The organism is Polynucleobacter necessarius, from assembly GCF_900095205.1.
Classification (GTDB): Bacteria; Pseudomonadota; Gammaproteobacteria; order Burkholderiales; family Burkholderiaceae; genus Polynucleobacter; species Polynucleobacter necessarius_E.
On sequence record NZ_LT606951.1, the window covers coordinates 1,063,376 to 1,075,876 of the forward strand.

General features: G+C 46.0%; 7 protein-coding genes, 1 tRNA gene, 3 pseudogenes and 1 riboswitch. Of the genes and pseudogenes, 9 read left to right on the top strand and 2 right to left on the bottom strand.

What is annotated here, in order from left to right; all coding sequences use genetic code 11:
- Positions 1 to 205: 205 nt before the first annotated feature.
- Together DXE37_RS05890 and DXE37_RS12600 are read left to right on the top strand one after the other, a co-directional pair.
- A complete protein-coding gene (locus DXE37_RS05890) occupies positions 206 to 853 on the top strand; it encodes an XdhC family protein (RefSeq protein ID WP_231971188.1) in 648 nt (215 codons plus the stop codon).
- On the top strand, positions 817 to 1,128 hold the full coding sequence (locus DXE37_RS12600; protein WP_231971189.1) for an XdhC family protein: 312 nt from the start codon (positions 817 to 819) through the stop codon (positions 1,126 to 1,128). The genes DXE37_RS05890 and DXE37_RS12600 overlap by 37 nt, the downstream gene beginning before the upstream one ends.
- A 4-nt stretch (positions 1,129 to 1,132) precedes the next feature.
- Here the strand turns inward: DXE37_RS12600 and parC are convergent, their stop codons facing one another.
- On the bottom strand, positions 1,133 to 3,430 hold the full coding sequence (gene parC, locus DXE37_RS05895; protein ID WP_114637551.1) for a DNA topoisomerase IV subunit A: 2,298 nt from the start codon (positions 3,428 to 3,430) through the stop codon (positions 1,133 to 1,135).
- Positions 3,431 to 3,573: 143 nt separating this feature from the next.
- The gene (locus tag DXE37_RS05900) at positions 3,574 to 5,562 is read right to left on the bottom strand and encodes a DNA topoisomerase IV subunit B (RefSeq protein WP_114636881.1); all 1,989 of its coding nucleotides are present in this window, start codon (positions 5,560 to 5,562) and stop codon (positions 3,574 to 3,576) included.
- A 79-nt stretch (positions 5,563 to 5,641) separates the two neighbouring features.
- On the opposite strand from DXE37_RS05900, the gene DXE37_RS14345 reads away from it, so the two are divergent.
- The 7 genes and pseudogenes from DXE37_RS14345 to DXE37_RS05930 all read left to right on the top strand — a co-directional run bounded on the left by DXE37_RS14345 (position 5,642) and on the right by DXE37_RS05930 (position 12,346).
- The gene (locus tag DXE37_RS14345; protein WP_415066814.1) at positions 5,642 to 5,809 is read left to right on the top strand and encodes a CoA transferase; all 168 of its coding nucleotides are present in this window, start codon (positions 5,642 to 5,644) and stop codon (positions 5,807 to 5,809) included.
- A 4-nt stretch (positions 5,810 to 5,813) separates the two neighbouring features.
- A pseudogene (locus DXE37_RS05905) lies at positions 5,814 to 6,809 on the top strand (CaiB/BaiF CoA transferase family protein); the annotation flags it as partial.
- Between the two features lie 55 nt (positions 6,810 to 6,864).
- A pseudogene (locus DXE37_RS05910) lies at positions 6,865 to 7,711 on the top strand (MFS transporter).
- 199 nt (positions 7,712 to 7,910) lie between these two features.
- Positions 7,911 to 7,985, top strand: a tRNA-Arg gene (locus tag DXE37_RS05915).
- A gap of 228 nt (positions 7,986 to 8,213) precedes the next feature.
- Positions 8,214 to 9,047 carry an NUDIX hydrolase gene (locus tag DXE37_RS05920; RefSeq protein ID WP_114636882.1) on the top strand — a complete coding sequence of 278 codons (834 nt, stop codon included), beginning with the start codon at positions 8,214 to 8,216 and terminating at the stop codon, positions 9,045 to 9,047.
- A 76-nt stretch (positions 9,048 to 9,123) separates the two neighbouring features.
- A riboswitch (TPP riboswitch) is annotated at positions 9,124 to 9,234 on the top strand.
- 37 nt (positions 9,235 to 9,271) lie between these two features.
- A pseudogene (thiC, locus tag DXE37_RS05925) lies at positions 9,272 to 11,196 on the top strand (phosphomethylpyrimidine synthase ThiC).
- Between the two features lie 13 nt (positions 11,197 to 11,209).
- Positions 11,210 to 12,346 carry an FAD-dependent oxidoreductase gene (locus tag DXE37_RS05930; RefSeq protein ID WP_114636883.1) on the top strand — a complete coding sequence of 379 codons (1,137 nt, stop codon included), beginning with the start codon at positions 11,210 to 11,212 and terminating at the stop codon, positions 12,344 to 12,346.
- Positions 12,347 to 12,501 lie beyond the last annotated feature (155 nt).

The window sequence follows — 12,501 nt, forward strand, 5'->3', positions numbered from 1 at the left end:
TTTTCAATAAAGCCTTGAGGTAACCGCCCAAGCGACCCCCTCGCCTGCAGCCAATATCAAGATGGCTAGGCGCAATGGGGCACTTTGGTGAGATTCACTGGTTACAGACATTAGGGTGATAATAAACATATATCGATAAAATAATTCATAAAACAAGATACAGCATGAATAGCACCGATTTAAGCGTCCTCAAATCTGCCGTTGAATGGCTCCAATCAGGCCAATCAGTAGCCATTGCTACCGTGGTTCACAAACATGGGGTTCAGCGCCTCGTCCAGTAGGCTCCTGGCTTGCGATTCGTGCAGACGGTCAGGTGGCAGGGTCGGTCTCGGGAGGCTGCGTAGAAGATGACCTCATTCGCCGAGTGCAAACTGAAACCTTGACTCGCAACATCCCTGAAATGGTGATTTATGGAGTAACTCAACAAGAGGCGGCACGATTTGGATTGCCTTGTGGAGGCACCCTTCGCCTATTAGTGGAGCCAAAACCGGAATTGGTCATCTTAGAAAAACTGCTTGAGAATATTTCCTCGCATCAAATTACCCGACGGTCTGTAAATTTAGCTTCTGGGCTTTCAATATTGACTGCTGGCAATCGAAATGATGAGTTTGTATGCACTGAACGAGAAATGCAAACCACTTACGGTCCTCGCTGGCGTATGGTCATTATTGGGGCGGGACAACTTTCCCTTTACACAGCCGATTTTGCTTTGGCCTCTGATTTCGAGGTGATCGTGATCGATCCGCGTGAAGAATATGCAGAAGGACTCGATCGCACAGACATCACTTTTGTAAAAGGAATGCCTGACGAGATGTATTGCTCGAAATCGGCGTTGACTCCCATACGGCAGTAGTTGCTCTCACACACGATCCTAAGTTCGATGACATGGCTTTAATGGAGGCGCTGAAATCACTCGCCTTTTATGTTGGCGCATTAGAGAGTAGAAAAAATACCCAGAAACGCAAAGAACGTTTGTTAGAGTTTGATGCCACTCAGGAACAGGTTGATAAATTACATGGCCCAGTTGGGTTATTCATCGGCGCCCTCACCCCACCAGAAATCGCTGTTTCGATTCTGGCAGAAGTGATTGCCGTGAAATATGGCGGGAGTATTCCGAAAAAAACTTAACGCTTTAATTTGCTTTTAATTTGCCATCTTTGAGGCGCGGCTCAACAAAATGGCCTTTACGTGCACGGTTACCCGCAAACAACTTCAATGTTTTTGCATCTAGATTGAGTTCAGTGGGCTTTCCAGCGCGTCCTGCGCCTGAATAGCTAGCGCCATCAGGACCTACTGCAATAACAGACGCCAAGAACTCTTTATCGTCTAAACCCATCAAGATGACACCTTTGCCGCCAGTAGGCAGACGCTTAAGCTCATCCAGAGGGAAAACCAATAACTTAGAGGCTTCAGATAAGCAGGCAACTTGCTTCATGCCTACTTTTACCTTCGCAGCACCCAATGGCGCATCGCCCGGCACCTTGGCATCCATGCTCAAGAATGATTTACCGGCCTTATTGCGCGTAGTCATATCAGCTACATTCGCAAGGAAACCATAGCCTGCTTTGGTGGAAAGAAGCACTAAATCATCAGCTTGACCAGCATAGTAAGCAACCATTTGCGAGCCTGCTGCTAGATTTACAAAGCTAGTTAATGGCGAACCGTCACCACGGGCGCCCGGTAACTCGCTAACAGGTACGGTATAAACGCGACCATCACTACCAAAGCCTTGAATGACATCAACTGTTCTAACCTCAAAGGTGGCATATAGCGCATCTCCAGCTTTGAAGCTAAATTGAGTTGCATCATGCTCGTGTCCTTGACGAACCCGCACCCAACCTTTTTGCGAAACGATGACTGTCACTGGCTCATCAATTACTTTTGTTTCGGCAACAGCCCTCTTGTCTTCCTGAATCAGGGTACGACGATCATCACCAAAATCCTTCATGTCGGATTCAATTTCCTTGATGATGCGTTTGCGCAAGACGATATCACTTTGCAATAAACCTTCTAAGTCATCACGCTCAGATTTAAGCTCCTTAAGCTCTTGCTCAACCTTGATACCTTCCAGACGAGCTAACTGACGCAAGCGAATATCCAGAATATCTTCTGCCTGACGATCGCTTAATTTGAACTCTTTAATCAAATCCGCTTTAGGTTCATCGCTATTACGAATAATCTTGATGACCTTGTCTATATTGAGAAGAACGGTTAAGCGCCCTTCCAAAATATGCATGCGGTCTTTGACTTTGCCTAGGCGGTGTTGTGTTCTGCGCGTAACAGTTGCAACTCTAAATGCAATCCATTCCGAAAGAATTTCTTTTAAGCCTTTTTGGCGTGGACGGCCATCATTGCCAATCATCACCAAGTTCATTGGTGCATTGGATTCCAATGAGGTATGCGCTAGCAATAGGTTAACGAACTCATTGATATCAATATTTTTACTCTTTGGCTCAAATACCAAACGTACTGCAGCATCTTTACTGGATTCATCACGAACACCATCAAGCACATTCAAAATAGTCGACTTGAGATTATTTTGTTCGGGAGTCAAGGTCTTTTTTCCAACCTTTACCTTCGGGTTAGTGAGTTCTTCAATCTCTTGAAGAACACGTTGAGAGGAGGTCGCGGGAGGAAGCTCATTTACAACTATTTGCCATTGGCCACGAGCCAATTCTTCAACGGACCATCGCGCGCGTACTTTAATGCTGCCGCGCCCTGCTTCATAAATCTGCGCAATTTCTGCAGCAGAAGAAATAATCTGTCCACCACCTGGGTAATCGGGTCCAGGCATAATTTCCAACAACTCTGAAGTAGTCATCTTAGGAGACTTCATTAGAGCCACGGCAGCACTAGCAACCTCACGCAAATTATGCGAAGGAATTTCAGTTGCCATACCCACAGCAATACCAGAGGCCCCGTTGAGCAAGACAAATGGGAGGCGCGCTGGCAGAAGTTTAGGCTCCTGGAATGAGCCGTCATAGTTTAGCGCGAAATCAACTGTTCCTTCATCGATTTCACTCAAAAGTAGGCTTGCAATCTTGGTTAGACGAGCTTCGGTATATCGCATTGCCGCTGCGCCATCACCGTCGCGTGAACCAAAGTTGCCTTGACCATCGATCAATGGATAGCGCAATGAGAAACTTTGCGCCAAGCGCACTAAGGCGTCATATGCTGATTGATCGCCATGGGGATGAAACTTACCAAGCACATCACCCACCACACGAGCACTCTTCACTGGCTTAGCATCTGCACGTAAGCCCATCTCACTCATTGAGAACAAAATACGGCGGTGCACAGGCTTTTGACAATCTGCCACATCTGGTAACGCGCGGCCTTTAACAACGCTAATGGCGTAATCTAAATAAGCACGTTCAGCATATACCGCAAGCGTTAAGCTATCTTTACCATCCTCATTTAGGTCAACCATCTTTGGGTCATGATTACCCGATCCGCCACCTGAGGAAGCTGCTGGACTCTCGTCAACCTCGACGATATCCATTTCAATGGGGTTGGAGAACAAATCTGCTTGATCGGCTGGAGCATTTTTTCCAGGAGTTTTTTTAGTTGTCATTAGATATCCGCCTCTACTTCATTGCCGCGCCATTCAAGCCAATCGCGACGAGCTCCAGATTCTGATTTACCCATCAACATATCCATGGTTTTAAATGTCTCATCTTCAGTCCAAGCACCCAAAGTCACAGGCAATAATCGACGTGTATCTGGATTTAATGTGGTATCCCACAACTGCTCAGCACTCATCTCTCCCAAGCCTTTGAAGCGAGAAATCTGCCATGCGGATTCTTTCACGCCATCCTTGCGCAATTTATCCTCAATGGCCTGAAGTTCATTGGCGTCTAGGGCATATATTTTTTGTGCCGGCTTCTTGCCACGCGCAGGTGCATCAACCCTAAATAGCGGCGGCCTAGAAATATGGATGTGCCCCAATTCAATCAATTTAGGGAAATGTTTGTAGAACAGCGTTAGCAGCAAAACCTGAATATGTGCACCATCGACGTCCGCATCAGAAAGTATGCAAACCTTGCCGTAACGCAAATTAGATAGATCGGGATTGTCGTTTGGACCATGTGGATCAACGCCAATCGCTACAGCGATATCATGAACTTCATTATTAGCAAACAAGCGATCGCGCTCAGCTTCCCAAGTATTTAATACCTTGCCGCGCAATGGCAAGATAGCTTGATATTCTTTATTGCGACCCATTTTTGCAGAGCCGCCAGCAGAATCACCCTCAACGAGGAAGATTTCATTCATACCAATATCTTGACTCTCACAATCAGTGAGCTTACCCGGAAGAACTGCAACACCAGAAGACTTTTTCTTCTCAACTTTTTGACCTGCGCGAGTTCTTGCTTGGGCCTGCTTGATTACCAGGTCAGCTAACTTACGACCATAATCCACGTGTTGGTTTAACCAAAGCTCAAGAGCGGATTTCACATAACCAGACACTAGGCGCACTGCATCACGTGAATTGAGGCGCTCTTTAATCTGCCCTTGGAATTGCGGATCCAATACTTTGGCAGACAAAATAAATGAAGCCCTTGCAAATACGTCTTCAGGCATCAACTTCACGCCTTTCGGTTGCAATGCATGTATTTCTATAAAACCTTTTACGGCATTAAAAAGACCTTCACGTAAACCACTTTCATGCGTACCGCCTGCAGGGGTAGGAATTAAGTTCACATAACTCTCGCGCACTGGGGCACCATCTTCGGTCCAGCAAACTACCCACGCAGCACCCTCACCCTCAGCAAATGAATCATCATCGCCAGAGCCAGTGGCATGTTGCTCACCCTCGAAAGGAGGAATGACTTCTGTGCCATGACCCGCTTGAGCAATAGCTTCATTTAAATAGCCGCGCAATCCTTGTGCATATTGCCAAGTCTGGGTATCACCCATTTTCTCTTGAATCAGCGTTACCTTCACACCAGGCAATAACACCGCCTTAGAACGCAACAAACGAATGAGTTCAGTCATCGGAATGACTGAGCTATCAAAATACTTACCATCAGGCCAAGCACGCACGCGAGTGCCATGAGACTTATCGTCTTTTGAGGATGGCATTGATTTCAACTTCTCAATAACCTTGCCATCAGCAAAAGTTAAGGTGGACATTTGGCCATCACGCCAAACAGTCACTTCTAATCTCTTAGATAAAGCATTAGTGACAGAAACGCCTACGCCATGCAAACCACCTGAGAATGCATAGGCACCACCAGTGCCTTTCTCAAACTTACCGCCAGCATGTAACTGGGTAAACACAATCTCGACTACCGGTAGCTTCTCAGTGGGATGCATCCCCACCGGAATACCACGACCATCATCTTCAACGCTGACACTACCATCGGTATGCGTTGTGACAATGATTTGTTTGCCAAATCCACCCAAAGCCTCGTCAGATGCGTTATCTAGCACCTCTTGAATAATATGGAGAGGATTGTCAGTACGGGTGTACATTCCAGGCCGCTGACGGACTGGTTCTAGCCCCTTAAGGACCTGAATCGACGATTCACTGTATTCGGAAGTTTTACGGGTAGCCATGCGCGCAAATTGTAGTCATGTCTGAGGTCCTGACCGAATTTTTCGAGAATTCCCCCATCATCCATGCCAAAATCGGGGGATGGGAGCCTTAAGTCATATTCGTGTTTTAGACCTCAGCCGAGTCTTGGCAGGTCCATGGTGCGCTCAAAATCTAGCGGGTTTAGGCGCAGACGTCATTAAAGTGGTAAAGGCCTGGCGCTGGAGACGATACCCGTCATTGGGGGCCTCCTTTTGCCAAAGATGCTGATGGTCATGACACTCGCGAATCTGCCTATTTTATTTGCATCAACCGCAATAAACGCTCGATTACAGTAGATATTTCCAAGCCTGATGGTCAAGAATTGATTCGCCAGTTAGCTGCAGAATCAGATGTGGTGATTGAAAACTACAAAGTTGGAGACCTTTCTAAATATGGCCTGGACTATGAAAGCCTCAAAAAGATCAAGCTCAATTTGATTTACTGCTCCATCACTGGTTTTGGCCAAACTGGACCCTATGCTCACCGCCCTGGCTATGATTTCATTATTCAGGGCATGGGTGGCTTTATGAGTGTTACCGGTGAAGCCCAAGATTTCGAAGGCGCAAGCCCTCAAAAGGCGGGTGTTGCTTGCTGATATTTTTACTGGGATGTACGCCAGTACTGCCATCTTGGCGGCGATTGTTCATCGCGACAAGACGGGCGAAGGTCAGTACATCGATATGTCGCTACTTGATACACAAGTTGCCGTGATGGCAAATGTATCAAGCGCTTATCTCACCTCTGGCGAGGTGCCAAAGCGCTGGGGTAATGCCTCTCCGATTATTGTCCCCTATCAAACCTTCCCCACTTCTGACGGCTGGACGATTGTTGGCGCCGGTAATGACGGTCAATTTCGCCATTTTGTGACAGCAGGTAGTGAAGCACATCTTGCCGAAAATCCGCTATTTGCCTCCAACCCCTTGCGCGTAGAGCATCGGAAACAACTCATCCCTTTGTTAGAGCAAATGACTCGGAAAAAAGCAAAGCAGAGTGGATTGCACTGCTTGAACAAGCCAATGTGCCATGTGGCCCTATCAATAATTTCAAAGAAGTCTTTGAAAACGAACAAGTCATTCATCGCAATGTGCAGATTGATGTTTCACACCCCACTGCTGGCACGATGAAATTAGTCGCAAGCCCCATGCGTTTGTCAAAAACACCCACAGAGGTCAGAATGGCTCCACCACCCTTGGTCAACATACTGCAGAAGTCTTGCATGAACGACTAAAACTTGACGACAAGGCCATTGAACAGTTGCGCAATAAGGGAATCATCTGAACCTCATGAGCTATAGCACACCGTCAGCTGGACCCACCATGAAGCAAGTCCTCATTTTTGGAGGGTTCATGGTCACTATGTCCATGGGTATCCGCCATGGCTTTGGACTTTTTAACCTTCCGATCACCTCGGCAAATGGTTGGGTCGAGAAACATTTGCACTAACCATAGCACTCCAAAATCTGATCTGGGACGCAGTACAACCCATTACTGGCGCTTTAGCCGATCGTTATGGCGCATTCAAAATTATGGTCGCTGCGGAGTGTTGTACGCCCTTGGACTGGCGGGTATGGCAGTCTCCACCGACGTCATGAACTTCACCTTGGCTGGCGGATTGCTAATTGGTCTTGCACAAACCGCTACTACTTATAGCGTGGTATACGGCATCCTTGGTCGCAACGTGCCAGCCGATAAACGAGTCTGGGCAATGGGCATTGCAGCTGCTGCTGGATCGTTTGGTCAGTTTTTAATGATTCCTGCTGAGCAAGGATTATTGAGCGCATTTGGTGCTCAAGACGCACTTCTCATGCTGGCGCTCATGGCAAGCTTAATGATTCCCAACAGCTTTTTTGTTACGTGAGAAAAATTTCGCACACTCACATAACTTTGGGGATCAAACCATCAAGCAGGCATTAAAAGAAGCGATAAGTAATCCTAGCTTTCGCTTTCTGGTTTAGTATTTTTCTCTCATCAATTGGGTAGTTTTTGTGGCGCATTCCTTGGTGGTCATTTGTCCGACTTAACAGGATCCTATTTCATTGTTTGGAAAATTGCGATTGGCTTAGGTGTATTTGCTTTCCTAGTCAATCTTCCAGTCAAAGAACGAGCAATACAGAGAGCAGCCAATGCTTAGTAATAAAAAGATTGTTTGGAAAATTATTTTTTATGGTTTTATTTTGTTTGGCTTGTTATTGGTTTTCTCAGCTTACTTTGCGCCCGATATGATGGTAGCAGTCACAAATCAAGTTTGGGCCCTCTGTAGATGGTGAACAAAAAAGTGTCATTCTCTTTTGCTTAAAATTCGTTTCAAACCTCTTTGTTTTTAGTCAACTCTCGCCGTAGCACAATGGATAGTGCACATGCCTCCTAAGCGTGGGATACAGGTTCGATTCCTGTCGGCGGGACCAAACCTACAATAAATACTTATCCACAGATATTGTGGATAAATCCATAAAAGTTTCCGTAAGTCATAGATTTGTATAGGATGAGCTAGCTTGCTTAAATTCTATGCAGAGCCTTTATTCAAATATTGTGCACTTGCATATATAAAATGTTTCCAATGCTGATGCAATATTGTGTTAAGCAAATAAAATGACAAAGAGCAATTCTGACTAAGTTCCCTTACACTTGGGATCATGACCAGCCTCTCGACCAGTACGATTGCCGCCCTAGAGAAAATGCTGCAGAATTCTGCGCGCTCTGCTCCAGCGGACTTTATGCCAATCTATTTATCGCGGGGGATTGCTGGAGATCAAGCAATTGGTTATCTGAACCCAGAATTTACCTGCTACCTCCACGAATCCCTACTCAAGCAATCTATTCCTCTGATTGCCATGGGCAACGAGAGGCTCACTATTCAATCAGGTAAACCCAGAGAATTATCTTCCAGCCTTTATCAATTGGCAGAACGCATGCGAATGGGTGGATTCATTCCTGGGTGGCGTAATGAAGACTTCGCCTGGGTTGATCAAAATGGTCACAAATACTTTCGTCTAGAGCGTGCGGCTTTTCGCACATTTGGCTTTCGTAGCATGGCGACACACATTAATGGCTACACCAAAAATAATATGATTTGGTTAGGCAGGCGTAGTGAAACCAAGCCCACTGATCCTGGCAAGTTGGATAACCTGGCTGCTGGAGGCATCTCGGCTGATGAAACACCTTGGGTTTGTGCACGACGTGAACTCTGGGAAGAAGCTGGGGTACCCGAACAAATAGCCGACCAGATTGAACCAGTGGGACGGATTCACATGCGCCGCCCAATTGTTGGTCGAGGTTTTCATGACGAGCAACTTTTTATTTATGATTTGGAATTAGCTGATAACTTTGTCCCCACCAATCATGACGGTGAAGTGAGTGGTTTTATTGAAATTTCCGTTCTAGAGGCCGCAGCACGAATCTTGACCGATGAATTTACCTCTGATGCTGCTTTTGTAACGGCAGATTTCATATTGCGACGCAATAAATAGGCTTATAGCCAATCATTCTGCCTCGCTTGACTGCCGTCATGCCGTAAGACATCAATTCGTGGTTAAATCTGATTTAAGGATGAAACAGGGGTGCCCTCCAATGGGAAGTTTTAAATTAGAGGCGCTGAGAAAGACCCTATAACCCGATCCAGGTAATGCTGGCGTGGGGAGTTACATCAGACCGACACCCGATTTCGTCCATCTAAAACAGTTAGGTGATGGACATGAGCACAGGCAAAGCCTCAAGCAAAAACGTTAAACACGAGATTCCCAGTCTAAAAAGTTTGGAGCGAGACTTTGGGCAAAAATTTGCCTATCTAGCTTCAACTAAAACTTACCTTCAAGGATCACGTCCTGATATCAAGGCACCGATTCGAATGATTGAGCAACTACCTACCAGGGTAGGCGAAGAATTGCTGTCAAACCCACCAATTCCCGTCTATGACACCTCAGACCCTATAGTGATCTTGATGTAGTCATCAATCTTGAGAAAGGTTTACCAAGGTTACGTGACACTTGGATTGCGGAACGTAACGATACCGTGCAATTGGCTGGCCCTAGTTCTGATTACGGAGTTGCACGGTCCAAAGATGAGGCAACACAAGATTTACGCTTTGCCCACATTAGCGCCCCACGTGTCGCCAAAACTGGACAAAACGTTAGTCAGATGTATTACGCCCGCAAGGGAATCATTACACCTGAAATAGAATACGTTGCTCTACGTGAATCGATGGGCTTAGAGCAACTAAGAAAAGATCCCGCTTACAAGCGGCTTTTGAAACAATATCCCGGCAAAGGTTATGGTGCCAACCTTCCAGAGATCGTCACCGGTGAATTTGTTCGCTCTGAGATCGCTGCGGGCCGTGCAATTATTCCGGCCAATATTAATCACCCAGAGTTAGAACCCATGATCATTGGGCGTAACTTCCGCATGAAGATTAACGGCAACTTGGGTAATTCTGCTGTCACTTCCTCAATTAATGAAGAAGTAGAAAAGATGGTGTGGTCTATTCGCCGGGGTGCAGATACCATCATGGATCTCTCTACTGGCAAACACATCCATAAAACACGGGAATGGATTATTCGCAATTCGCCTGTACCTATTGGCACAGTTCCAATCTATCAAGCGTTAGATAAAACTGGCGGAATTGCTGAAGATCTCACATGAGAAATGTTCCGTGATACCTTGGTCGAACAAGCAGAGCAAGGTGTTGATTACTTCACGATTCATGCTGGTGTATTGCTACGCTACGTACCGCTGACAGCTGATCGCATTACCGGAATTGTTTCTCGCGGTGGCTCGATCATGGCTAAATGGTGTTTAGCGCATCATAAAGAAAACTTCCTTTACACCAAGTTTGATGAGATTTGCGAAATCATGAAAGCCTATGACGTGTCATTTAGTCTTGGTGATGGTTTACGCCCTGGCCGTATCGCCGATTCGAATGATGCTGCACAGTTCGGTGAACTCACTGCTAAGGCATGGAAACACGATGTGCAAGTCATGATTGAAGGTCCTGGTCACGTGCCAATGCAACGCATTAAAGAGAACAGACAGAAGAGCTCAAGCATTGCTTAGAAGCACCCTTCTATACACTAGGACCATTGATTACAGATATTGCCCCTGGCTACGATCACATCACCAGCAGTATTGGTGCTGCGCAAATTGGTTGGTATGGCACCGCCATGCTTTGTTATGTCACACCAAAAGAACATTTGGGCTTGCCTGGCAAAGAAGATGTCCGCGAAGGCATCATTACTTATAAGATCGCTGCCCATGGAGCAGCCTTAGCCAAAGGCTTACCAGGCCCGCACAAGTACGTGACAATGCCCTGTCTAAAGCCCGTTTTGAATTCCGCTGGGAAGATCAGTTCAATCTCGGCTTAGATCCTGAGCGTGCACGCGAATATCACGATGCAACACTGCTAGCTGAAAGCGCCAAGATTGCTCACTTCTGCTCAATGTGCGGTCCAAAGTTCTGCTCAATGAAGATTACACAAGAAGTGCGCGACTACGCTGCAACTTTAGATGCAGATGGAAATCCGAAATCTAAGGTCATTCCAATTGCTGAAGTTGCAGATGCATATCTAAAGGCATGGAAGAGATGTCTGCAGAGTTCCGTAAACGCGGTAGTGAGATTTATCAGTAATCATTTTAATGCGATGGCAACTCACTTGAACCTCTCTAAAAGCAAGTACGCTATTGCTGGAGGCAGCCTAATGGGTCGCTTACTAGCAGTTGCGCTAGCCAAGAGTGGCGCTCAAGTTGAACTATTTGATAAAGGTGATCCTGATGGCACCCATGCTGCAGCGCGTATTGCTGCAGCAATGTTGGCTCCTCTCGCAGAATCTGCTATCATTGAAGATTCTGTTGTGAGGATGGGTTTGTATAGCTTGCCTCGCTGGGAAGAGATCATCGCTTGTTTAGCAAGTCCTGTTTATTTTCAGAAAAATGGCACGCTAATTCTTTGGCATCGACAAGATACAAGTGAGGCTGAGCGATTTGCCGCACATTTAGAAAAGAACTGCCGCAGTAATCATGCTTTGAGTGTGCCGCAGCAGTTAAACAATGATGCTTTGCGCGAGATAGAGCCTGGTGTTGCAGATCGTTTTAATCAAGCCCTTTATTTACCTAATGAGGGACAGTTAGATAATCGACAATTATTGGGCGCCCTTGCTAAAGAGTTAGAGATCTTAAACGTCAACTGTCGCTGGCATACCGACATCAGCCCACAAGAATTACGTACAACATCGAAATACAAAGCAGTGATTGATTGCCGTGGTACGGGTGCTAAAGAGTTTTGGTCATCTAATGACACCTCTAATACATTACGAGGTGTGCGTGGTGAAGTTGTGCGCCTCTATGCTCCGGAAGTGAAACTTTGCCGCCCCACCCGCCTAATACATCCGCGTTACCCAATTTACATAGCACCAAAAGAAAATGATATTTATGTTATAGGTGCTACAGAAATTGAATCTGACGATCTTTCAGAAATGAGTGTGCGTTCTGCCATGGAGCTTCTTAGCGCGGTGTATACCGTGCATAGCGGCTTTGCTGAAGCACATATTTTAGAGATGGCAACTCAGTGCCGCCCTACCCTAAAAAATAATCTGCCTGAAATTCGCACTCAACGAAATAAAGGGTTGGCAGATTTGATTCTGGTCAATGGCTTATATCGCCATGGTTTTATGATTACACCAGCAGTATTAGATTGCACCTTACAACTTTTGGAGCATGGGGCAAGCAATACTGCCTTGGAATTAGGTTTGAGTGTCACACAAAAGCAATTCAGAAGTTGAGGCAATATGCGTGTAATCGTCAATCAAGTGGAATATGAGTTACCTAATCAAAGCATAATTAGCGATGCGCTTGCATTAATATAGATGCCAAACCGCCTTATACTGTTGCTGTAAGTCTCCATTTTGTTCCCAAGACAAACATGCTGAGTTTGTCT